This window comes from Caballeronia sp. ATUFL_M2_KS44, from assembly GCF_023630965.1.
Taxonomy (GTDB): Bacteria; Pseudomonadota; Gammaproteobacteria; order Burkholderiales; family Burkholderiaceae; genus Caballeronia; species Caballeronia concitans.
In genome coordinates this window covers 26,783-51,679 of the sequence record NZ_JALQEA010000036.1, presented here as the reverse complement: position 1 = coordinate 51,679, position 24,897 = coordinate 26,783, and the positions used below count along the sequence as shown (strand labels likewise).

Genomic DNA, 24,897 nt, shown 5'->3' with positions numbered 1-24,897 from the left:
AGCGGTCATCGGATCGCGACCGCCGTCGGCGTGCGCGTGCGCGACAGCTTCTTCGACGCCGGACGCGCCGCCTTCGGCGCGGTCTTGCGCGCGACGGTTTCGATCGCCTGCGCCGCCGCGCCCTTCGCGCTGCCCTTCAACGCGCCCGCGCGCGCCTTGCGGCTCGACTCGGCGAGCAGGCCGGTCAGCCGCGCATCGCTTGCCGCGGCGCCCTTGCGGTTCTTGCGCGCCGCCTCGCGCGCACGCCGCTTCGCATCCTTTTCGAGAAAGATGACGAGCGCGGCTTCATCCGTCTTGAGCCCGTGACGGCGCGACGCCGGCAGCGCTTCCGCGAGTTCGCCCGCCTCGAACGCCTCGATCACGGCCGGATGCACATAACACTTGCGGCAGACCGCAGGCGTGTTGCGCAGCAGTTGCGACACTTCCTTGATCGTCCCGACGATGTGCTTGCGCGCCTCCGTCACCGTCTCCCACTGGAGCTTTCGCAGCGCCGCGAGCGCGAACACGCTGCCCGCCCACGTCCGATAATCCTTCGCCGTGAACTCCGCGCCGGTGATCTCGCGCAGATAGTCGTTGATATCGGACGAACTGACGGCGTGGCGCGTGCCGTCCGCGTCGAGATACTGGAAGAGATCCTGGCCCGGCAGATCCATGCAGCGCTTCACGATCCGGGCGATGCGCGCATCGCTCACGGAGACGTCGTGCTCGATTCCGCTCTTGCCGCGAAACTTGAAGCGCAGCGTTCCCGCCGATACCTTCAGGTGGCGCTTTCGCAGCGTCGTCAGCCCATACGAGCGATTCTCCCGCGCGTATTCCTCGCTGCCGACGCGAATGAGCGTCGTATCGAGCAGACGCACGACGGTGGCGAGCACCTTGTCGCGCGGCATGCCGTCGAGCGCAAGATCGCGCGTGACGCGGGCGCGCAGCTTCGGCAGCACCGCGCCGAACGCGAGCATGCGCTCGTACTTGGTGGCGTCGCGGGTTTCGCGCCATTGCGGGTGATAGCGATACTGCTTGCGACCGCGCGCGTCGCGGCCCGTCGCCTGGAGATGGCCGCGCGAGTCCGGGCAGATCCAGACATCGATATAAGCGGGCGGAATGGCGAGCGCGTTGATGCGCCTGATCTCGGCTTCATCGTCGATGCGCTTGCCTTGCGTGTTGAAGTAGACGAACGCGCCGTCGATCCATTCGCGCGTGTAGCCGCGGCGCGAGTCGTCGACGTATCGCAGGCCTGGCGGAAGGTCCTCGGGGCAGGCCGAAGCGTGATCGCCTAGCGCGCCGTTGATTGCGCCCGTCTCTTTAGCCCCGTTGCTTGCGTTGGTCGCCACTGCGTGCCTCGCCTTTGTACGTTCGATTCATGGCGAGGGTTGGAGCAACGGCCATGCCGCCCTACGGCAACGCTAGTTCTCGCGCGCCTTCGGAAGCCGCCCATCGCTCCTTCACGGACCAACGTTCGTCGGTGCCGGCTTCGACGATCGTGAGCCGCCCTTCCGCCGCGAACGCGCCCGTATCGATGAAAATCTGCGAGCCGATCTGACGCACCGCGCGCATCGGCGTGTGGCCGCAATACGTCGGCGAGAGGCCGCGCTGAAGCGCCGGGTCCGCGTTGCCGAGCGCCAAGCCGCGGCCCCAGAGCATCTGGGAGCGCGTGTCGTCGGCAAACTCGGCGGCGTCGAGATCGGCGTCGCTGCCGAAGAACTCCGCGTGCAGCACGTTGAAGCGCCGCGTGCCCTCGCCGACGATCCGCACGAGCGGCAGGCGCGCGAGCCGCGTGGCGAGCATGCGGAGATGGTCGTCGGCGAGCGTTTCGGCCCACGCGCCGCCGATCGCGTACCACGCCTGACGACGCATGCTACCCGTCGCCACCGCGATCAGCGAGTCTTCGTGGTTGCCGAGCACCGGATAGAACCACGGCTTGTCGATGAGCTCAATCGCCGCGAGCGAATCCGTGCCGCGATCGATCAAATCGCCGACCGAGAACAGCCGGTCGCGCGAGCCGTCGAAGCCGATCTCGCGCAACAGATAGCGCAGCGCATCGACGCAGCCGTGCAAATCGCCGACGACGAAATCGCGGCCGATGTCATTGGCGGGATGCCTGCAAACGACAGGATAGGTAGGATCATTCATGCGTCGATCTTAGCGCCGGCACAACGCCCGGTGTGCGTGCTGGGTCGCTTTTCGCTGCGTTTTGGGTGGCAAGCGCGGCGGGCGTTTCGCATTGGTTTCCAATTGCGATTGTCGCCTGAAAGCGGGCGCGATGGCCATGTCCGCGCCATCTTCCTCGTCTCCTTTCCTCGGCGCGCTTTCTCATGTCGCTGTAAGGCGCGTCAGTGATAATCGCTGACTTCCATCGCTTTCTCTCTCGACGATGAACTTCCTCCCGCCCGTCTTGCGCACGCGTCCGCGCGCGTTGATCGCCCTGCTGGTCGGCTTTGTCGTCACCGCGCTGATTCCGGGACACGTCCGGCCGACCGTGCGCGCGCTGATCGGCTGGGACTCGGCCGTGTGGCTCTATCTCGCGCTGATCTGGCTGCAGATGGCCACCGCGCATCAGCGCAACGTGCAGGCGCTCGCCGAGCGCGAGGACGAAAACGCCGCCGCCGTGCTGATGATCGTGAGTCTCGCGGCCATCGCGAGCCTGGTGGCGATCGTCGTCGAATTGTCGGCGGCGAAGAGTCTCGGCGCGCACGCGTTCGTGAATTACGCGCTGACCGGCGCGACCATGCTCGGCGGCTGGTTCCTCATCCCGACGATGTTCACGCTCCACTACGCGCGGCACTACTACCGCTCGCCTCCGAACGATACCGCGCTCCGATTCCCCGACCGCCACCTGAAACCCGACTATTGGGATTTCCTGTACTTCTCGTTCACCATCGCGGTCGCTTCGCAGACTTCGGATGTCGTGCTCTGCTCGACGAGCGCACGCCGCACCGCGCTCGCGCAATCGGTCCTGTCGTTCTTCTTCAATCTCGCCGTGCTCGGCTTGTCCGTGAACATCGCGGCGAGCATGGTCGGCGGCTGACGTCCTTTCGCCCTCACTCTTCGATCAGGCGCGCAACGCGCCTGTCACATCGCGTCCATAAGCTCGTCTTCATGCGCTCTAAAGCGCCTGTGTAAAAACGCGGCGCGCGCCGCTGTCACTTTTACACGCAGCACGATCGTGCGCCCAAAAGGCGTTGCCGGATGCGCGGCAGCGGACCCTCTTCGAACATAAGTCCGAAATGATCGTGCGTCCCCGCACATACGCGCGGGGGTCGTGGCATGCACATTGCTGCACTGCGCCAGCCACTTAAAAGAACCCAATCTGCACCAGGAATGCGCGGCCCGGCTGCTCCTCGTTTCGCCGATACGACGACAACGAGCGCATGGCCATCGCCCCGCGTCTGCCCGCACAGGAGCCCATTTTGCCTTTGAACGTTCTGCTGGTCGCCTCCGAGGCCGTCCCGCTCGCCAAGACCGGCGGCCTCGGCGACATGGTCAGCGCTTACGCCGCCGCCCTTCGCGGCGCCGGCGTCGATGCCACCATCCTCCTGCCCGCTTATCCGGCCGCGATCGCCATGGCGGAGGACGTCAGCAAGGTTTGCACCTTGCGCGGCCTGCCCGGCGGCGATGCCGCGCTCCTGCGGGCACGCATGCCCGATACCGGCGTGCCGGTTCTTTTGCTGCGCTGCGATGCACTCTATGCGCGCACCGGGCTCTATCAGGATGCACAGGGCCGCGACTATCCCGACAACGCGGTGCGTTTCGCGACGCTGTCGGCGGCTGCGGTGCGTATCGCGCAAGGCGTGCGGGGCGTGAAGAAGCCGGACATCGTTCATGCGCACGACTGGCACAGCGGCCTCACGCCGCTCTTGATGAAGCATGCGGGCGTGCAGGCGAAGAGCGTCTTCACGATCCACAACCTCGCGTTCCAGGGCAACTACGCGCTCTCGCTCGGGCCGTCGCTCGGCGTGCCGGAAAAGTGGCTCGTGCACGCGCTGAGCGATCCGAAGAGCATCGAGTTCTACGGCGCGCTGAGCCTGATGAAAGCGGGCATCGTGCATAGCGACCGCGTGACGACCGTCAGCGAAAACTACGCGCGCGAAATTCTCACGCCGCGCTTCGGGCATTTGATGGAAGGCGTGCTGCAAAGCTGCGCCGGCAAGCTTTCGGGCGTGGTGAACGGCATCGACGAAGAAACGTGGAATCCCGCCGTCGATCCGCTCATCGAGCGCAATTATTCTTTCGACGACACGCGCGGCAAGCACGCCTGCAAGCGCACGCTGCAGCGCATGTTCGGCCTGCCCGTCGATCCGTTCGCGCCGCTCATGGCGATCGGCAGCCGCATGACCGGTCAGAAACTCGCGGACGTGGTGCTCGAAGCGCTGCCGCGTTTGCTCGAAAAGCATCCGCGTTTGCAACTCGCGGTGATCGGCCAGGGCGAGGCGTACATCGAGAAGGGCTTCAGAAAGCTTGCGCAGGAATGGCCGGATCGCGTGGGCGTGCATATCGGTTATAGCGAGCGCCGCGCGCACGCGCTGCACGCGGGCGCGGACATCCTGCTGCACGGCAGCCGCTTCGAGCCGTGCGGCCTCACCCAGCTTTACGCGATGCGCTACGGCACGCTGCCCGTCGCATCGCGCGTGGGCGGGCTCGCCGATACCATCGTCGATGCCGCCGACGCCGACATCGCGCCGCGCGAAATCGTCTACGTGCGCGACGGCACGCACGACGCGCCCATCGCGGTGAAAAGCGCATCGCGCGCGCCGACCGGCTTTCTCTTCGACGGCGAAACGCCCGACGATGTCGTCACCGCGGCGAGCCGCGCGATCGACGCGTACATGCGTCCGCCCGTCTGGCGCACGATGCAGCGCAACGCGATGTCGTGCGATTTCGGCTGGAGCGAGGCCGTCGCGAAGATGGTCGCGCTCTACTCCGATCTGAGCGGCCTGCGCCCGAGCCGCACCGCGCTGCGCCTGCGCCGTCTCGCCGAACCCGCCGCCGCGCCGCAAGTGCTCGCCCCTCGCGCACGCGAAACCTCCGGCAAGCCGCTCGTCGCCAAGAGCGCATAAGCGCGCGTGACTCGGAAGCCGCGGCGGCCCGCATCCGCCACGGCTTGCCGCATATTGCCGCATAGTATCGCTGTGACGATGCGCCGCTTCGGGTCGGGTTCGGGCGCGGCACGCAACGTGCTGTCAGCCGATGCAACGCCCGCTGGAACCCCTTTGGACCGTGGCGGCAGCCGTGCTCGATCCATTGCATCGCGAGACGCGACCCGGACTTGCATCGTCGACGGCGCTCGGCTTTCGCATGAGGTCCGCGAAGCGCGCGAAGCGCCACAACGTGCGGACCGGCCCTTCAGCCAGTTTGACCCGTGAGCGTGATCGCGATTGTTGCCCGCATCCCCGCCACCGCAGGACGACTCTGGAAAAGACGAACGATGGAAAACCATCAAGCTCATCATGCGTACGCGCCCCGCATCTATTTCATCGATCCCCTTCTCGTCGGCCCCCTGGCCAACTGGCCCGCGCAGTTCGAGCACGCGGCCGCGCTGGGGTTCGATCACGTCCTGATCGGCTCGCCGTTCACGCCCGGCAGCAACGGGCATCGCGAAGCCGTCGCGGATCATCATCGGCTGCATCCTGTCTTCGAATCGAGCGCGAGCGCCGCGGACGATCTGCGCGCCCTCGCCGATGCAGCGAAAAAGCACGGCATCACGCTGCTCGTCGATATCGTGATCGACCGCGTGAGCACCGAAGGCGGCCTCTTTCAGGACAACCAGCACTGGTTCAAGCCGTTCGAAAGCGCCGATGCGCGCCTCGATCCGCGCCGCCCGCCGAGTCAGCGCGACGTCGCGCACGCCAATTTCGCCGATGGCGAAGCCGCGCAGCAACTCACCACGTGGTGGGCGCGCGAACTGAGCGCGATCGCGGATGCGGGCATCGGCGGTTTTCGCTTCGGCTCGCCGGAGGCCGTGCCCGCGCACGTGTGGCGCAGGCTCGGCGCGGCGGTGCGCGAGAAGCATCCGGAGACGCGCTGGCTCGCGTGGACGGTGGGCGTATCGCGCCACGATCTGCACGGTCTTGCCGATGCCGGTTTCGACGCGGTCTTCGCTTCCACACGCTGGTGGGATTTCAGGAGCGCATGGCTCGTCGACGAACACGCGGCGCTGTCGCGCATCGCGCCGCCGGTCACGTTCCCGGAAGAGCCGTTCGGCGCCCGCCTGATCGCCGATCTGAGCGATACGAGCGATACCGCGCTCATCGAACGCGCGTACTGCCGCGCGCTCTTCACCGCCGCCGCGATCGGCACCGGCATGCTCGTGCCGATGGGTTTCGAATACGGCGTCGGCTTGCCGATGTCGCAGCAATACGGCGTCGCGGCCGAGTATCAGCGCGCGAAGAGCGAGGCGCGCATCGACCTGTGCGCGCAAGTCAAGCGCGCGAACGCGTTGCAGAGCGGGACCGCAACGCTTGGCAGCGTGGGCGAATTGCGCGCGCTGACGGGCGCGGGCACGCCGTACGCGGCGCTGATCCGCGCGGCGGGCGGCGACTTGCGGCATAGCGAATCGGCGGTGCTCGTCGTCATCAATCCCGATCTGGTCGCGCCGGTTCATGTCGATACGCGGCATCTGCTCGAAGGCGTGCCCGGCAACTACACGCGCTTCGCGCCCCTCGGCGATGCCGGCGCGAAAGCCGAGCGCCTCGCGTCGCTCACGCTGAAGGCGGGCGAAGTGCGCCTGTTCCGCGCGGAAGCCGAGCCGTTCGTTCTGCTCGCGCAGCCGCAGGTCAAGCGCGGCGCGAAGGCCGCCGACAAGAAGTCCGTGGCCGAAGCGATCTCCGCGCCGCGCGTGTCGATCGAAAGCGTGACGCCTTCGGTCGATAACGGCCGCTTCCCGGCGAAGCGCATTGTCGGCGAGGCGGTGGAGATTCAGGCCGCGATCTTCGCGGAAGGCCACGACAAGATCGCCGCTGCCGTGCAATGGCGCGCCGCCGACGAAACCGAATGGCACGAAACGCCGATGTCGCCCGTGCAGCCGCTCGGCCTCGACTTGTGGACCACGCGCATTCCGCTCGAACGCGTGGGACGCCATGAATTCGTGGTGATGGCGTGGCGCGACGATTACGCGTCGCTCGCCGATCACATGCAGAAGAAGCTGAAGGCCGGGCAGACGGTGGAACTCGAAGTCGAGGAAGCGAAGCATCTGTTCGCGCTGATTCTCGCCGAAGTGAAGACTGTTGAAGATTCGGACAGCGCGCCGCTGGAGAAGATCGTCAAGGAATTCACGAAGGCCGACGACGCGCGCAAGCTCGAACTCGTGCTCGCGCCCGCGACGGCGAAAGCGGTGGCGGCGGCGCGGCATCGACCGTTCCTGTCGCGCGATCCGGTGGTGTATCGCATCGATTCGGAACGCGCGGCCGCGCGCTTCGCGAGCTGGTACGAGATCTTCCCGCGTTCCATGAGCGACGACGAGAACCGTCACGGCACGTTCATCGACGTGATCGGCAAGATGCCGCGCATCCGCGAAATGGGCTTCGACGTGCTCTATTTCCCGCCGATCCATCCGATCGGCCTCGCCAATCGCAAGGGCAAGAACAACTCGCTGACGGCCGAGCCGGGCGATGTCGGCAGCCCGTACGCGATCGGCGCGAAGGAAGGCGGCCATACGGCGGTGCATCCGGAACTCGGCAATCTCGACGACTTCAAGCGCATGCTCGACGCCGCGCATGAACATGGTCTCGAAATCGCGCTCGACTTCGCGGTGCAATGCTCGCCGGATCATCCGTGGCTGAAGGAGCATCCGACGTGGTTCGCATGGCGTCCCGACGGCACGCTGCGCTATGCGGAGAATCCGCCGAAGAAGTATCAGGACATCGTGAACCCGGACTTCTATGCGAAGGACGCGAAGCCCGATTTGTGGATCGCGTTGCGCGACGTGTTCCTGCACTGGATCGCGGCGGGCGTGCGCATCTTCCGCGTCGATAATCCGCATACGAAGCCGTTTCCGTTCTGGGAATGGGTTATCGGCGACGTGCGCGCACGCCATCCCGACGTGATGTTCCTCGCCGAAGCGTTCACGCGTCCGCGCGTGATGAATCGCCTCGCGAAGCTCGGCTTCTCGCAGTCGTACACGTACTTCACGTGGCGCGAGACGAAGCGCGACTTCCTCGAGTACATGCACGACCTCACGCAGACCGACGCGAAGGACTACTTCCGGCCGAACTTCTTCGTCAACACGCCGGACATCAATCCGCGCTTTCTGCAAAGCTCGGGGCGTCCCGGCTTCGTGATTCGCGCGGCGCTCGCGGCGACGTTGTCGGGACTGTGGGGCGTGTATAGCGGCTTCGAGTTGTGCGAGGCCGCCGCGCTGCCGAACAGCGAGGAATATCTGGACTCGGAGAAGTATCAGTTGAAGGCGTGGGACTGGAACCGGCCGGGCAATATCGTCGGGGAAATCACGGCGCTCAACCGCATTCGCCGCGCGAATCCCGCATTGCAGACGCATCTCGGCGTGAACTTCCTGCCCGCGCATAACGATCACATCCTGTTCTTCGAGAAGGTGAACGCATCGGGCGACAACGTCGTGCTCGTCGCGATCAATCTCGATCCGTTCAACGAGCAAGGCGCGGACATCGAACTGCCCTGGAAGACGCTCGAACGCTGGGGCGTGAAGGAATACGATGCGGTCGCGGTGGAGGATCAGGTGACGGGCGACCGTTTCGAATGGCACGGACGCCGGCAGCATGTGCGGCTCAATCCGCATTCGCTGCCCTTCGCGATCTGGCGCATCTCGCCGACGTCGGGCCTGCCGAAGCCGCACGCGGATGCGAACGCCTGAATGCGCGGCGACGAGCGAACGAGCGTGAACCGATAACAAGGCACATCGCCTACGACGAGCACTTGGAGCAAACCGTGGATACAAGGGTGAAGCGCAACAAAAAGACATCGCTATTGAGCGACGATCCGCTCTGGTACAAGGACGCAATCATTTATCAGGTTCACATCAAGTCGTTCTTCGATGCGAACAACGACGGCATCGGCGACTTCGCGGGCCTGCTCGCGAAGCTCGATTACATCGCGGAATTGGGCGTCGATGCGATCTGGCTGTTGCCGTTCTATCCGTCGCCGCGTCGCGACGATGGCTACGACATCGCCGATTATCGCAACGTGCATCCGGACTACGGCACGCTCGCCGACGTGAAGCGCTTCATTCAGGAAGCGCACGCGCGCGGCATTCGCGTGATCACGGAACTGGTCATCAATCACACGTCGGACCAGCATCCGTGGTTTCAGCGCGCGCGGCGTGCGAAGCCGGGATCGAATCATCGCAATTACTACGTCTGGTCCGACACGGACAAGAAGTATGAAGAGACGCGCATCATCTTCATCGATTCCGAGCCTTCGAACTGGACGCACGATCCCGTTGCCGGCCAGTACTACTGGCATCGTTTCTATTCGCACCAGCCCGATCTGAACTTCGATAATCCCGCCGTCATCAAGGAAGTGCTTTCCGTGATGCGCTTCTGGCTCGACATGGGCATCGACGGTCTGCGGCTGGATGCGGTGCCTTATCTCGTCGAACGTGAAGGCACGAACAACGAGAACCTGCCGGAAACGCACGCCATTCTGAAGCAGATTCGCGCGACCATCGACGCCGAATATCCGAACCGCATGCTGCTCGCCGAAGCGAACCAGTGGCCGGAAGACGTGAAGGAATATTTCGGCGACGAAGACGAATGCCACATGGCGTTCCACTTCCCGCTGATGCCGCGCATCTACATGTCGATTGCGAGCGAGGACCGCTTTCCGATCACCGACATCATGCGGCAGACGCCCGATCTCGCGGCCACGAATCAATGGGCGATCTTCCTGCGCAATCACGATGAACTCACGCTCGAAATGGTGACGGACTCGGAGCGCGATTATCTCTGGAACACCTATGCCGCGGATCGCCGCGCGCGCCTGAATCTCGGCATTCGCCGCCGTCTCGCGCCGTTGATGGAACGCGACCGGCGCCGCATCGAACTGATCAACTCGCTGCTCTTGTCGATGCCGGGCACGCCCGTCATCTATTACGGCGACGAGCTCGGCATGGGCGACAACATCCACCTGGGCGATCGCGATGGCGTGCGCACGCCGATGCAATGGTCGTCGGACCGCAATGGCGGCTTCTCGCGCGCCGATCCCGAGCAGCTCGTGCTGCCGCCGGTGATGGGATCGCTCTATGGCTATGACGCGGTGAATGTCGAATCGCAAAGCCGCGATCCGCATTCGCTGCTGAACTGGACGCGCAAGATGCTCGCGGTGCGCCGCTCGAAGCATGCGTTCGGGCGCGGGACCATCCGCTTCCTGAAGCCGAGCAATCGAAAGATTCTGGCCTATCTGCGCGAACTCGAAGGCGAGCCGCCGATTCTCTGCGTCGCGAATCTGTCGCGCGCGCCGCAAGCGGTGGAACTCGATCTTTCGGAATTCGCGGGTTCGGTGCCGCTCGAAATGACCGCCGATTCGCCGTTCCCCGCCATCGGCCAGCTCACGTATCTGCTGACGTTCCCGCCCTATGGCTTCCTGTGGTTCCAGCTCTGTCCCGGCAATATGCGGCCCGCGTGGTCGCAAGCGCCGTCGGAGCAATTGCCGGAGTTCGTGACCATGGTCATTCGCGCGGGACAAACGGGGCCGACGCCGGAGAACGTGCGCCTGCTCGAATCGGAAGTGCTGCCGAGCTATCTCAGCAAGCGCCGCTGGTTTGCATCGAAGGATCAGAAGCTGCATGCGGTGCGTCTTGCCGCGCTCACGACGATAGAAGGCGCGGGCTTCGCGTTCACCGAAATCGAAGCCGATGTCGGCAAGCATACCGAGCGCTACGTGCTGCCGCTTTCGATTGCCTGGGGCACGGAAACCACGTCGCCGCTTTATATGCAGCTTGCGCTCGCGCGCGTGCGCCGTGGCCGCACGATCGGTCATATCACCGATGCGTTCGCGGTGCCGCAGTTCACCTACGGCATCTTGCAGAAGCTCAAGCAGCGCGCTGTCGTGCCGACCGTGCAGAAGAGCGAGATTCGCTTCGTTCCGACGGAACGCTTCGATACGCTCGACATGAATCCGGCATCGCCGCCCGAGATTCGCTGGCTCGCGGCCGAGCAAAGCAACAGCTCGCTCGTGATCGGCGACAAGGTCGTGCTGAAGCTCGTACGGCGCGTGGTCGGCGGCATTCATCCGGAAGCGGAGATGAGCCGCTATTTGACGAAGCTCGGCTACGCGAACACCGGCCCGCTGTACGGCGAAGTGGTGCGCGTCGATCCGCAGAACGTGCCGCATACGCTCGTGATCCTGCAAGGCTTCGTCGACAACCAGGGCGATGCGTGGAACTACGCGCTCGACTATCTGCGCCGTGTCGTCGATGAACTCGCGGTCACCGGCGATACCGACGAGACCAAGCCCGATCAGGCCGCGCAGGCGGGCGGACTCGAAGGCTACGGCAATATCGCGGGCATCATCGGCAAGCGGCTCGGCGAACTGCATGTCGCGCTCGCCACGCCGACCGACGACGAAGCGTTCTCGCCGCGCCGCGCCAACGCGAAGGACGTGAAGGGCTGGATCGACGGCACGCTGCAACTGCTCACGTCCGCGCTCGACATCCTCGAGCAGAAGATCGCCGGGTTCAGCGAGCATGACCGTGCGCTTGCGCAAGATCTGCTGGATCGTCGCGAGAAACTCGTCGATGCCGTGAAGAAGCTCGTTGCTTCCGATGCCGATGCGCTCTGCACGCGCATCCACGGCGACTTCCATCTCGGCCAGGTGCTGATGGCGCAAGGCGATGCGTATCTCATCGACTTCGAAGGCGAGCCCGCGCGCACACTCGACGAGCGCCGCAGGAAGACGAGTCCGCTGCGCGACGTGGCCGGCCTCATGCGATCGCTTTCGTATGCGAGCGCCGCCGCGCAGCCGACGACGGAGAACGCGCCCGCGCAAACCGCCGATCGCAAGCGCGCGCTGTTCGAGAAGATGCGCGTGTTCGCCGAAGACCGGTTCCTGCGGCAATACAAGCAGGCCGTCGCGGCGTCGCCCGAGACGATTGCAAGCGAGAGCGTATTTACCGCCCTGCTCGATCTTTTCCTGATCGAAAAGGCCGCTTACGAGATCCGTTACGAAGCAGCGAACCGGCCGACGTGGATCGGGCTGCCGCTGCGCGGTCTCGCGTCGCTCGCGAGCCGGCTGCTGGGCGATGCGGGCGCCCCGCCCGCGCCCGGCACGCGTCCTGCGAGCGACGCCATCAAGGACACTCCGGATGGAACCCATCATGAATAACCGTAGCGATGCGGGACCGGACACGCGCAATCCTGCGCATGGCCTGAATCCGCTCGATATCGATGCGATCGTCGAGGCGCGGCATCCCGATCCGTTCTCGATGCTCGGCCTGCATCAGACCGAACACGGCCATGTCGTGCGCGCGTTCTTGCCGAATGCAGCGGGCGCGAGCGTGATCGATGCATCGAATGGCGAGCCGCTCGGCACGCTCACGCGCATCCACGATGCGGGGCTTTTCGCGGGCTATGTCGAACGTCCCGCCGCGTACCGGCTTCAAATCGACTGGCACGGCACGCCGCAGGAAACGCACGACACGTATTCGTTCGGCCCCGTGCTGCCCGATGACTGGCTGAATCGCCTGTCGCACGCCGATCCGTATGCGGTGCTCGAATGCCTCGGCTCGCGGCCGGTCACGCATGGCGGCGTGGCGGGCGTGCGCTTCGCGGTGTGGGCGCCGAATGCGCGGCGCGTGTCGGTGGTCGGCGACTTCAATACGTGGGATGGCCGTCGGCATCCGATGCGTCTGCGTCATGACGCGGGCGTGTGGGAGTTGTTCATTCCGGGCATCGGCGCGGGCACGCGCTACAAGTACGAGATCGTGACGCGCGACGGCCATACGCTGCCGCTGAAGGCCGATCCGTGCGCGATGCAGAGCGAGAAGCCGCCTTCGACGGCATCGGTGGTGGCGGATGCCGACGCCATCGATCATTTCGCCTGGACCGATGGCGAATGGATGGGCTCGCGTGCTGGCAAGCAGACGCAGCACGCGCCCATCGCGATTTACGAAGCGCACGCGGAATCGTGGCTGCGCGTGCCGGAAGAAGGCAGTCGCGGCATGAACTGGCACGAGCTGGCGGAGCGTCTGATTCCGTATGCGAAGAGCATGGGTTTCACGCATATCGAGTTCATGCCGGTGGCGGAGCATCCGTTCGGCGGATCGTGGGGTTATCAGCCGCTTGGCCAGTTCGCGCCGTCCGCGCGTTTCGGCACGCCGGAGCAGTTCGCGGAGTTCGTGAATCGCGCGCATGAGGCGGGAATCGGCGTGATCATCGACTGGGTGCCGGCGCATTTTCCGAACGATGCGCATGGCCTCGTGCAATTCGACGGCACGCCGCTTTACGAGCATGCCGATCCGCGCGAGGGGTATCACCAGGACTGGAACACGATGATCTACAACCTCGGCCGCAACGAGGTGAGCGCGTTCCTGATCGCATCGGGGCTGGCGTGGCTGAAGCGTTATCACGTGGACGGCTTGCGTGTGGATGCTGTCGCTTCGATGCTGTATCGCGACTATTCGCGCAAGGCTGGCGAGTGGGTGCCGAATATTTATGGCGGCCGTGAGAATCTCGAATCGATTGCGTTTCTCAAGCGATTGAATCAGGAAGTGCGGCACATTCCTGGCGCGATCACGATTGCGGAGGAATCCACCGCATGGCCCGGCGTGACGGCGAGCGTGGAGAGCGGCGGCCTCGGCTTCGACTTCAAGTGGAACATGGGGTGGATGCACGACACGCTGCATTACATGCAGGAAGATCCGGTGTATCGGCAGTATCACCATCATCTGTTCACGTTCGGGATGGTGTATGCGTATTCCGAGCGATTCGTGCTGCCGCTATCGCACGATGAAGTGGTGCACGGCAAGGGATCGTTGATCGGCAAGATGCCGGGCGACCGCTGGCAGAAGTTTGCGAATCTGCGTGCGTATTTGAGCTTCATGTGGACGCATCCGGGCAAGAAGCTGTTGTTCATGGGCGGTGAGTTCGGTCAGGTGGCGGAGTTCAATCACGACGAATCGCCGCACTGGCATTTGCTCGACGATCCGTTCCATGGCGGACTGCAGAAGCTCGTGCGCGATCTCAATCTGCTTTATGTGAGTGAGCCTGCGCTGCACAAGCTGGATAGCGATCCGCGCGGATTCGAGTGGATTGTCGGCGATGACAATGCGAACAGTGTGTTTGCGTATCGGCGCACGGATGCCGAAGGGCGCGATGTGATCGTCGTTTGCAATATGACGCCGGTGCCGCGCGTCGGGTATCGCGTTGGGCTGCCTCGCGGCGGGCGCTGGAGTGAAGTGCTCAATTCCGATGCTGCTATTTATGGCGGTTCCAATACCGGGAACGGTGGGGTCATTCATGCGGATGACTTCACCAGTCATGGGAAGCAGCAGTCTGCTGCACTTACTCTGCCGCCGTTGGCTACTATCATTTTGCGGGCTGATTAAGTGGGTTTCTTCTTCTTTTCGTGTCGGTCTATTAGCACGCCCCTCCCCGGGGCGGGGGTCACTTTCTTTGCTGCTGCAAAGAAAGTAACCAAAGAAAGCAGCTTTTCTGGCCCAAAGCACTGACTGTGTAATCACTCCGTAGAACCAGATTGGCACTCAGCTTGATAGAACCTTGAATCACCTTCCACGCCCACTGACCACCAACGTCCTCCGAGCCCCCTGGCTCGTTAACACCAACGCAGTTTCGGCGCACGGGCAATGATGCAAGCGCGGCGCGAAAGGTAAGTGGGCGGTAGTGCCCGATCGGTTTTGTCGAGCCGGGGGGCTCGCATGACGTGGCGCTCAGTGGGCGTGGAAGGTGATCCAAGGTTGTGTCAAGCTGAGTGCCAGCGTGGGTCTACGGAGTGGTCACGCATGGTGTGCTTTGGGCCTAGAAAGCTGCTTTCTTTGGTTACTTTCTTTGCAGCAGCAAAGAAAGTGACCCCCGCCCCGGGGAGGGGCGCACTAATAGACCGACACGATCAAGAAGAAAGCGCCCCCGCCCCGGAGAGGGGCAACGCAAACAGACCGACGCGATAAAACCAGCCCACAAAAAGCATAGCGAGAGAAAAAGCAGAACCCCAAACAAACGCCGGAAAGGCAAAAAACAACGACCGATCATGCCAAACGCGCTTCCAGAAAAGTTGCTCCCGGGCGCTCCGTACCCGCTCGGAGCCAACTGGGATGGTTTGGGCGTCAACTTCGCGGTGTTTTCGTCGAATGCGCACCGCATCGAGGTGTGTCTCTTCGATAGTACCGGCCGCAAGGAGTTGATGCGCTTCGACCTGCCCGAATGCACCGACGAAATCTGGCACGGCTATCTGTCCGGCGCGCATCCCGGCACCGTCTACGGATTCCGCGCGCACGGACCCTATCAGCCGCAACAAGGGCATCGCTTCAATCCGCACAAGCTGCTGCTCGATCCCTACGCCAAGAAACTCGTCGGCCCCTGGCGATGGTCCGACGCGCTCTTCGGCTATCGCGTGCATTCCAATCGACTCGACATGTCGATGGACCGCCGCGATTCCGCGCCCGCCATGCCGAAATGCATCGTCACCGACGACGCCTTCGACTGGTCCCGCGACGTGCGCCCCGACACGCCCTGGGGCGAAACCATCGTCTACGAAACGCACGTGCGCGGTGCATCGATGAACCGCACCGATATCCGCCAGCACGAACGCGGCTCCTTCGCCGCGCTCTCGTCGCCATGGTTCATCGAACATCTGCAAAAGCTCGGCATCACCGCCGTCGAATTTCTGCCCGTTCACGCATTTCTGAACGACCGCTTTCTCGTCGAACGCGGGCTGCGCAACTACTGGGGCTATAACACCGCCGCGTTCTTCGCGCCCGAACCCACGTATCTGTCGACACACCGGCTCAACGAAATGCGCATCGCCGTGCGGCAACTGCACGCGGCAGGCATCGAAGTCATTCTCGACGTCGTCTATAACCACACGTGCGAAGGCAACGAACTCGGGCCGACGCTCTCGTGGCGCGGGCTCGACAACGCCAGCTACTATCGCCTCATTCCCGGCGACGAACGGCGCTACATCAACGAAACCGGCTGCGGCAACACCGTGAATCTCTCGCATCCGCGCGTGCTGCAAATGGTGATGGATTCGCTGCGCTACTGGTGCACGGCCTTCAATATCGACGGCTTTCGTTTCGATCTCGGCGTCACGCTCGGGCGCGAAGGACACGGCTTCGATCCCGGCTCCGGCTTCTTCGACGCGATCCGCCAAGACCCGATTCTCTCCACGCGCAAGCTCATTTCCGAGCCGTGGGATATCGGTCCCGATGGCTATCAGGTCGGCAATCATCCGCCCGGCTTCGCGGAATGGAACGACAAGTTCCGCGACGGCGTGCGGCGCTTCTGGCGCGGCGACGCAGGCATGCGGCCCGATCTCGCGGCGCGTCTCACAGGCTCCGCGGAATTGTTCAACCGGCGCTTCAGAAAGCCGTGGGCGTCGGTGAACTTCGTCGCGTCGCATGACGGCTTCACGCTCGCCGATGTCACCGCCTACACGCACAAGCACAACGAAGCGAATCAGGAGGGCAACAACGACGGGCACAACGAAAACTGCAGCGCGAACTGGGGCGTCGAAGGCCCGACCGACGATCCCGCCATTCTCGATGTCCGCGCGCGCCTCGCCCGTTCGATGATCGCCACGACGCTGCTGTCGCTCGGCACGCCGATGATCCTCGCCGGCGACGAATTCCTGCGCACGCAGCACGGCAACAACAACGCGTATTGCCAGGACAACGAGATTTCTTGGATCGACTGGGACGCGGCGCATAGCCCGCGCGGCGTGGAGATGACCGAGTTCGTCGCGCGCGTCATCGCGTTGCGCAAAAAATACCCGGTGCTGCGCGAAACCCGCTTTCTTTACGGCGATCGCGAAGTGCTGCCGGGCCTCTACGACGTGAGCTGGTTCGACGAACGCGGCAACGCGCTCGCCATCGAAGCATGGCAGGACCCCGAAGGCCGCGCGCTGACATTGCGTCGCGCGGGGCCTGGAATCACGGGTGAAATCGACGTCGTCCTCATCATGATCAACGGCGCCGCGCAATCGCTCGCGTTCGCGCCGCCCGCGCCGCACTTGGAATGGAATGTGCTCCTGGATAGCGCGGAGCCAGACGCCGTCGAACGGCCGCTTGTCGGAAGCGAACTGCAACTGGAAGCGCACAGTATCGTCGTGCTGCTCGCGCAACCGACCGGCGAAGCCGACTGGCAAGCCGTATGGATGGCGGGCGCGCATCAAGGCCCGCGTCTTCTGACCGCGCTGCCGCCGGACCCCGGAACGCTGCCCTCGCATCAGCCTCCGGAAATCGATTCGACGCATTAGAAGGCTTTGCCTCATGCGTCGAGGCTCGCGCGGCACGCATCCAATCAAAGTGGCAATGCGGTAGCAACCAGGCACGAAATCATGTCCGAACGTCCGATCGATCCTCACAAGCATCAACACGCGCATTGCCTTCCCTTCGGCGCCCATCTCACTGGCGCGGATCGCGAAGCGCCGTGCACGCGCTTTCGTTTCTGGGCGCCGTCGCGCGAGAGCGTGCAAGTCGAAATTCAACGTGCCGGCAGCGAAACGCCCGAACTCATCAAAATGCAGCCGGCCGGCGACGGCTGGTTCGAAGCCGAAGCGAATGCGGGCGCCGGCACGCTGTATCGCTATCGTCTCGACGACGACCTCGCGGTGCCCGATCCGGCATCGCGCTTTCAGCCGCAAGACGTTCATGGTCCGAGCGAAGTCGTCGATCCGCGCGCGTATCGCTGGAACAACACGAACTGGCACGGCCGTCCGTGGGAAGAGACCGTGCTGTACGAGCTGCACGTCGGCGCGATGGGCGGCTATAAAGGCGTCATCGCGCGTCTGCCCGAACTCGCGCAACTGGGCATCACGGCGATCGAACTGATGCCGCTCAACGACTTCTCCGGCACGCGCAACTGGGGCTATGACGGCGTGCTGCCCTATGCGCCCGATTCCGCGTATGGCCGTCCCGAAGAACTGAAAGAACTCATCGATACCGCGCATGGCCTCGGCCTGATGGTGTTTCTCGATGTCGTCTACAACCACTTCGGTCCGGACGGCAATTATCTGCATGCCTATGCGAAGACGTTCTTCCGCGAAGGCGTGAATACGCCGTGGGGACCGGCGATCGACTTCGAACGTCCGCAAGTGCGCGACTTCTTCTTCGACAATGCGCTGTACTGGCTCAACGAATATCGCTTCGATGGCCTGCGCCTCGATGCGGTGCACGCGATCAACGACGACGAATGGCTGCGCGAACTCGCGGACCGCGTGCGCAGTTCGGTGGAAGCGCAACGTCATATTCATCTCGTGCTGGAGAACGAGCACAACACGGCGAACCTTCTGGAAAAGCACTTCGACGCGCAATGGAGCGACGACTCGCACAACACGCTGCACGTGCTTCTCACCGGCGAAAGCGAGAGCTATTACGGCGCGTACTCGGAGAAGCCCATCGAGAAGCTCGCGCGTCTCTTGGCCGAAGGCTTCGTGTATCAGGGCGATCCGTCGCCCATTCACGATGGCGCGCCGCGCGGCGAGCCGAGCGCGCACTTGCCGCCCACGGCCTTCGTGATGTTCCTGCAGAACCACGATCAAGTGGGCAATCGCGCAATGGGCGAACGCCTGCGCTCGCTGACCGACGATCAATCGCTTTATGCCGCCACCGGACTCTTGCTGATTTCCCCGCAAATTCCGATGCTTTTCATGGAAGAGCAATACGGTTCGAAGCAGCCGTTCCTCTTCTTCACCGACTATCACGACGAACTCGCCGATGCGGTGCGCGAAGGCCGACGCCGTGAATTCGCGAAGTTCTCCGCATTCGCCGACGAAAAGCGCCGCGCGCAGATTCCCGATCCGAACGACAAGCGCACGTTCGAGATGTCGTCGCCGAGCGTGTCGAGCAAGGAAGACGAGCTGGATCGTCTGGACTGGCTGCACTTCTATCGCTCGGCGCTGACGGTGCGTGCGAAGCTCATCATGCCGCGTTTGAAGAGCTCGAAGGCGCTCGGCGCGAATGTGATCGGCGAGAAGGCGGTCGTTGCACGCTGGAAGCTCGGCGATGGCGAAACGCTCACCATCGCGCTCAATCTCGCGGATGCGCCCGTCGCCCTTTCCGATGCACCGCAAGGCAAGGTCATCTTCGAAACGCCCGCGCGTGCGCAGGATCGCACGAGCGCGGGCGAATTGAGCGCGCGCACCTTCGTCGCGTGGCTGACCGGCGACGTGAACGAATACGCAAGCGCGCACGATGCGCGTCATCTGGAACAGAAAGAAGGACAACGCCCGTGACCGCGAACCAGCAAAAGGATGCGCGTCCACGCTCTCCGCTCGAAACGCTCGCGGAACGCGCGGGCTTCGAAGTGGAATGGCAGGACGCGCACAAGAACACGCAGCGTGTGCCTGAAAACACGCTGCGCATCCTGCTCGAAAAGCTCGGCCTGCCATGCGGCAACGCCACGCAGATCAAGCAGAGCATGGCCGCCGTCGATGCGGAAATGAGCGGCCGCAAGCTGCCGCCGCTCATCACGGCGGAAGTGGATCGCGGCATCGCGCTGCCGGTGTCGGTGGCGAAGTCGGGCGCGCGGTATCGCGTGGAACTGGAAAGCGGCGAGGTCATCGACGGACGCTTCACGTCGCCCAAAGGCGAGACCGCGTTGCTCGCGCCGATCTCCGAGCCGGGCTATCACACGCTCGTCATCAACGACCATCGCACGACGCTCGCGGTCGCGCCTGCACGCTGCTATACGATCGACGACGCCTGGCGTCCGCTTCACGACGACGCTGAAAAAGCGCCGCCGCTATTCGGCATCGCGACACAGGTGTATGGCTTGCGCCGCAATGGCGATGGCGGCATCGGCGACTTCACGGCGCTTGCATCGTTTGCAACGAAGGCCGCGAAGCACGGCAGCCACGCGATCGCCATCAGCCCGATGCACGCGATGTTCAGCGCCGAGCCGAACAAGTTCAGCCCTTATTCGCCCTCGTCGCGGCTCTTCATCAACATCGCGCATGTCGATCCCGCCGCAGTGCTCGGTGCGCCGGCCGCGCGCGCCGCGATCGAAAAATCAGGCGTCGCCGATGAACTCGCCGAACTCGAAAGCATGCCGCTCATCGACTGGCCGCGTGCGATGAAAGCGCGCATCGCCGTGTTGCGCGCGCTCTTCGATGCGTTCTCGCAAGACAGTGAATCGGCGTTCGCGAAAGACTTTGCATCGTTCGTGAAAGAAGGCGGACGTGCGCTCGAAGATCACGCGCGCTTCGAAGCGTTGCAAGCAGAACAGATCGCGCGGAACGGCGAAGGCCACTGGCGCAACTGGCCAGAGGAATTGCGCGATCCGCGCAGCGATGCGGTGGCCGCGTTTGCAGACGCGCATCGCCGCGACGTGGACTTCTTCCTTTTCACGCAATGGCTCGCCGCCAAAGGTCTGATGCATGCTCAGCACGCCGCGCGCGATGCGGGCATGGCGGTCGGTCTCGTCGCCGATCTCGCCGTGGGTTGCGATAGCGCCGGAAGTCACGCGTGGTCGTATCGCGATGAAATGCTCACGGGCGTGTCGGTTGGCGCGCCGCCCGATCTCTTCAATCAGGCCGGCCAATCGTGGGGACTGACGACGTTCTCGCCGCGCGCGATGCGCATGCAGGGCTTCGCCGCGTTCATCGACATGTTGCGCTGTTCGTTCGCGCTGGCCGGCGGCATTCGCATCGATCATATTCTCGGCTTGCGTCGGCTATGGCTCGTGCCCGAAGGCGAAAGCGCGAAGGACGGCGCGTATCTGCGCTATCCGTTCGATGATCTGCTGCGGCTCATTGCGCTGGAATCGTGGCGCTATAACGCGATCGTCGTCGGTGAAGATCTCGGCACCGTGCCGCCCGGTTTCAGCGAGCGATTGCAGGAGCACGGCTTGCTAGGTATTCGCGTGCTATGGTTCGAACGTACTGAGGATGGCGAAGGATTCAAGCCGCCTCGCGAATGGAGCAACGGCGTGACCGCAACCACGACGACGCACGACCTTCCCACGGTCACCGGATGGTGGCGCGGAGAGGACATCGAATGGCGCTCGAAGATAGGCCAGACGATGGCGCGCGACGATGGCCGCGATCCCGTTGAAGTCGCGATGGAAGCGCGGAGCGAAGACCGCGCGCAACTGTGGCGCGCGTTTCAGGAAGCGGGCGTGGCGGCTCCGGATGTCGAAGCGCCGCCCGTCGATAACGCGCCCGTGGATGAAGCGCTCGCGTTCGTCGGCATGACGCCCGCGCCGATGGTCACGTATCCGCTCGAAGATTTGCTCGCGCTTGCCGAACAGCCGAACCTTCCCGGTTCGATCGACGAGCATCCGAACTGGCGTCGGCGCATGACGCTGCCCGTCGACGAACTCTTTCTGGACGATGCATTCTGCGATCGCCTGCTCGCCGTGGAATCCGCCCGCAAGCGCGCCGTTCACCCTGACAACTTAGATACCCCAAAGCCCGAAACGCCATGACAGTACCGCGCTCCACGCTAAGGCTTCAGCTTCACAAGGGCTTCACGTTCGACGACGCCGCCGCGCAGGTGGACTATTTCGCGTCGCTCGGCGTGAGCCATGCGTATGCATCGCCGATCACGACTGCGACATCCGGCTCCGCGCACGGCTACGACACCGTGGATTACACGAAGGTCAATCCCGAACTCGGCGGCGAGGAAGGCTTGCGACGCTTCGTCGAGAAACTGCGCGCGCACGACATGGGCTTGATCGTCGATGTGGTGCCGAACCACATGGGCGTCGGCGGATCGGAGAACGCGTGGTGGCAGGACATCCTCGAATGGGGCCGGCATGCGGCGCATGCGCGCTTCTTCGATGTGGACTGGCACTCGCCCGACCCCGCGTTGCGCGGCAAGGTGCTCGCGCCGTTTCTCGGCGCAGCGTATGGCGAAGAGTTGCAGGGCGGCAAGATCAAGCTCGCGTATCGTGCGGACGAGGGGCGCTTCGTCATTGAGTACTACTCGCATGTGTTCCCTGTGTGTCCGGTCGATTACCCCGCGGTGCTTCAAGAAGCGCCCGAGCTTGCGCAGCGTTTCAGCGGCCTGACGACGCAACCCGCCGATCAGCCGCGCGCCGCCGATGCATGCACCGCGCTCGCGACCATCGCGCAGACGGAAGGCGGACAGGCCGCGATTGCAGCGGTGCTCGCCGCGCATTCGTCGGAGACGCAGGCGGGACGCGAGCGCTTGCATCGGCTGCTCGAACGGCAGCACTATCGGCTCGCATGGTGGCGCACCGCAGCGGACGAAGTGAACTGGCGGCGTTTCTTCGACGTGAGCACGCTGGGCGGCGTGCGCGTGGAGCGGCCCGAGGTGTTCGAGGCATCGCATGCGCTGATCTTCCGGCTCTTCACGGAAGGTTTGATCGATGGCGTTCGCATCGATCACGTCGATGGCCTCGCGGAGCCGCGCGAGTATTGTCAGCGTTTGCGTGCGCGGCTCGAAGAATTGGCCGCCGAACGTCCCGAAGCGTTGCGCCACGGAAGCGGCCACACGTACTTCGTGGTCGAGAAGATTCTCGCGCGCGGTGAGCCGTTGCGTCGCGACTGGCAGGTGGACGGCACGACCGGCTATGACTTCATGAACGATGTCGGCGCGTTGCTGCACGACCCTGCGGGCGCGGAGCCGCTTGCTGCGTTGTGGGCCGAGATCACCGGCAAGAGCAGTGAGTTCGCGGATGAAGCGCTCATCGCGCGACGCAAGATTCTTGCGGAAAATCTCGCGGCAGAGCTTGACCGTGTGACGCGTGCGTTGCATCGCATTGCGCGCGATGCGCAGACCACGCGCGATTTCACGTTCACGTCCATCCGTCGCGTGGTGGCGGAACTCGTCGTGCATTTCCCGGTGTATCGCATCTATCCGGTGGGTGGCGTGCGCAGCGCAGAGGATGATCGTTATTTCTCGCAGGCATTGGAGAAGGCGCGCGAATCGCTGGCCGCTGCGGATCACGTGATACTCGATCAGGTCGCGCAATGGCTCGGCGGCAAGCTGCCTGACGAACCTGCGCAGGCTGAACGCAATGAACGTAATGAGCGGAACGATCGTCAGCGCGAGCGCGCGGCGGATCGCAATCGTGAGCGGGATCGCAATCAGGCGCAGGCGGGACAGAACCCGCAGGCATCGACGGGATCGCAGCGCCGCGCAGCACAGACCTTGTTCTCGCAACTGACGTCGCCGGTGGCGGCGAAGGCGGTGGAGGATACGGCGTGTTATCGCTATGGGCGGCTCATCTCGCGTAACGAAGTGGGCGCCGATCCGGGCGAATTTTCGTTGTCGGTCGAGGCGTTTCACAAGGGTAATAGTGAGCGTCTTGCGTCCTTCCCTCATGCGATGCTGTGCACCGCGACGCACGATCACAAGCGCGGAGAGGATGTGCGCGCGCGCATTGCGGCATTGAGCGAGATTCCCGATGAATGGGCGGCGACGCTCAAGGCGTGGTCGACGTTGAATACGCCATTGCGACGCGGGCCGAATGGCGGCCACGATGAAACGAGCGATAGCCACGACTGGGCGCCCGGCCCTGCTGCCGAGTCGATGCTGTATCAAACGCTCGTGGGTTGCTGGCCGCTCACGCTCGCGCCGGACGACGAAGCGGGCGTTCAGGAACTGGCGGAGCGCGTGGCGCAGTGGCAATTGAAGGCGCTGCGCGAAGGCAAGTTGCGCACGAGTTGGTTCGCGCCGGATGAGGCTTACGAGCAGGCATGCCGTGACTTCCTGTTCGATATCGTCTCGCCGCAGCGGCGCAATGGCTTCTTGCAGGAGTTGTCGTCTTTCGTCGCGCGGATTGGACCGGTCGGTGCAATCGATAGCTTTCAGCAGACGCTATTGCGGCTGACGGCCCCCGGTGTGCCGGATCTTTATCAGGGCACCGAGCTATGGGATTTCAGTTTGGTCGATCCGGACAATCGTCGGCCGGTGGATTATGCGTTGCGTCGTCAGTGGTCCGAAGAGATCGATGCGAAGGGTCCGCCTTCGGAGCAGATGCCGAATTGGCGTGATGGACGCGTGAAGCTCGGCCTCGTGCGGCGGGCGCTGGCGTTGCGCAAGCATTGTGAATCGCTGTTTGCGCAAGGTGAGTATTTGCCGCTCGCGGTGGAAGGGGAACATGCGAAGCATGTGATTGCTTATGCGCGGCATGCGGGCAGTGCTTATGCGATTGTGATTGCTACGCGGCTGGCGGCGCCGTTGCTCGGCGATAAGCGCGATGTACCTTTGGTCGAGCCTTCTGTGTGGGGCGACACTTATGTCGTGCTGCCGGAGGCGCTCCATTCTCGAGCGCTTTTCGATTGGCTCAGCCCGCATGCGCCTAAGGCGGATGGTGAGCGGCTCTTTTTGCGTGACGCGCTGGGTGTCATGCCGGTGGCGTTGCTCGTGGAGGAAGGGGTTCCGGGGTGTGGGGCTTAAGGTTTGTTTTTGCCTTGCCGGCGGGGTGGTCCTGTTTTTCGTGTCGGTCTATTAGCTCGCCCCTCCCCGGGGCGGGGGTCACTTTCTTTGCTGCTGCAAAGAAAGTAACCAAAGAAAGCAGCTTTTTCGCCCGCACTTCGTTTTCTGACGGTGCACTCCGTAGAAAAACGTTGGCACTCAGCGTGAATCAGCCTTGAATCACCTTCCGCGCCCGCTGAGCGCCACCCCATGCGAGCCCCCTGGCTCGACAAAACCATTGGTTTGCAATGCGCCACTCGAACAAATTTCACCCAGAACCTACTCATCGCGCCATCAATCGGGAAGACTTGGTTCGTAGCGTTATTCGTGACGCGTGGTTTGCGGTTGCTGGGCAGAGTCTTTGAGTTTTGAGTGGG

Annotated in this window: 11 protein-coding genes; 9 read left to right on the top strand and 2 right to left on the bottom strand. The window is 63.7% G+C overall.

What is annotated here, in order from left to right; all coding sequences use genetic code 11:
- Positions 1–5 precede the first annotated feature (5 nt).
- Positions 6–1,286 (bottom strand): DNA topoisomerase IB, encoded by a 1,281-nt coding sequence (locus tag NCR39_RS15065; RefSeq protein WP_250452955.1) that lies wholly within the window; start codon positions 1,284–1,286, stop codon positions 6–8.
- 103 nt (positions 1,287–1,389) lie between these two features.
- Entirely contained in the window at positions 1,390–2,127 is a 738-nt protein-coding gene (locus tag NCR39_RS15060) for a metallophosphoesterase (protein WP_250452903.1), read from the bottom strand.
- Between the two features lie 241 nt (positions 2,128–2,368).
- Between NCR39_RS15060 and NCR39_RS15055 the strand changes: the two genes are divergently transcribed.
- From NCR39_RS15055 to treY, 9 genes are all read left to right on the top strand, one after another.
- Positions 2,369–3,022, top strand: a complete 654-nt coding sequence (locus NCR39_RS15055; RefSeq protein WP_250452902.1) for a DUF1345 domain-containing protein — start codon at positions 2,369–2,371, stop codon at positions 3,020–3,022.
- A 382-nt stretch (positions 3,023–3,404) separates the two neighbouring features.
- Positions 3,405–5,051: a glycogen synthase GlgA gene (gene glgA / locus NCR39_RS15050; RefSeq protein WP_502800221.1), complete on the top strand. Its 1,647-nt coding sequence runs from the start codon at positions 3,405–3,407 to the stop codon at positions 5,049–5,051.
- A 368-nt stretch (positions 5,052–5,419) separates the two neighbouring features.
- Entirely contained in the window at positions 5,420–8,818 is a 3,399-nt protein-coding gene (locus NCR39_RS15045; protein WP_250452900.1) for a maltotransferase domain-containing protein, read from the top strand.
- 86 nt (positions 8,819–8,904) lie between these two features.
- Complete coding sequence (treS, locus tag NCR39_RS15040; RefSeq protein WP_250452899.1) at positions 8,905–12,285, top strand: maltose alpha-D-glucosyltransferase; 3,381 nt, start codon at positions 8,905–8,907, stop codon at positions 12,283–12,285.
- On the top strand, positions 12,278–14,506 hold the full coding sequence (gene glgB, locus NCR39_RS15035) for a 1,4-alpha-glucan branching protein GlgB (RefSeq protein WP_250452898.1): 2,229 nt from the start codon (positions 12,278–12,280) through the stop codon (positions 14,504–14,506). The genes treS and glgB overlap by 8 nt, the downstream gene beginning before the upstream one ends.
- 659 nt (positions 14,507–15,165) lie before the next feature.
- The gene (gene glgX / locus NCR39_RS15030) at positions 15,166–17,391 is read left to right on the top strand and encodes a glycogen debranching protein GlgX (protein ID WP_250452897.1); all 2,226 of its coding nucleotides are present in this window, start codon (positions 15,166–15,168) and stop codon (positions 17,389–17,391) included.
- 81 nt (positions 17,392–17,472) lie between these two features.
- Positions 17,473–19,368: a malto-oligosyltrehalose trehalohydrolase gene (treZ, locus tag NCR39_RS15025; RefSeq protein WP_250452896.1), complete on the top strand. Its 1,896-nt coding sequence runs from the start codon at positions 17,473–17,475 to the stop codon at positions 19,366–19,368.
- A complete protein-coding gene (malQ, locus tag NCR39_RS15020; RefSeq protein WP_250452895.1) occupies positions 19,365–21,560 on the top strand; it encodes a 4-alpha-glucanotransferase in 2,196 nt (731 codons plus the stop codon). The genes treZ and malQ overlap by 4 nt, the downstream gene beginning before the upstream one ends.
- A complete protein-coding gene (gene treY / locus NCR39_RS15015; protein ID WP_250452894.1) occupies positions 21,557–24,502 on the top strand; it encodes a malto-oligosyltrehalose synthase in 2,946 nt (981 codons plus the stop codon). The genes malQ and treY overlap by 4 nt, the downstream gene beginning before the upstream one ends.
- Positions 24,503–24,897 lie beyond the last annotated feature (395 nt).

What these genes read in the sequence shown, in the direction of transcription:
- glgB (WP_250452898.1), top strand. Translation starts at nt 12,278, where the DNA reads ATGAATAACCGTAGCGATGCGGGACCGGACACGCGCAATCCTGCGCAT.
- NCR39_RS15060 (WP_250452903.1), bottom strand. Translation starts at nt 2,127, where the DNA reads ATGAATGATCCTACCTATCCTGTCGTTTGCAGGCATCCCGCCAATGAC.
- NCR39_RS15055 (WP_250452902.1), top strand. Translation starts at nt 2,369, where the DNA reads ATGAACTTCCTCCCGCCCGTCTTGCGCACGCGTCCGCGCGCGTTGATC.
- NCR39_RS15045 (WP_250452900.1), top strand. Translation starts at nt 5,420, where the DNA reads ATGGAAAACCATCAAGCTCATCATGCGTACGCGCCCCGCATCTATTTC.
- glgX (WP_250452897.1), top strand. Translation starts at nt 15,166, where the DNA reads ATGCCAAACGCGCTTCCAGAAAAGTTGCTCCCGGGCGCTCCGTACCCG.
- treY (WP_250452894.1), top strand. Translation starts at nt 21,557, where the DNA reads ATGACAGTACCGCGCTCCACGCTAAGGCTTCAGCTTCACAAGGGCTTC.
- treZ (WP_250452896.1), top strand. Translation starts at nt 17,473, where the DNA reads ATGTCCGAACGTCCGATCGATCCTCACAAGCATCAACACGCGCATTGC.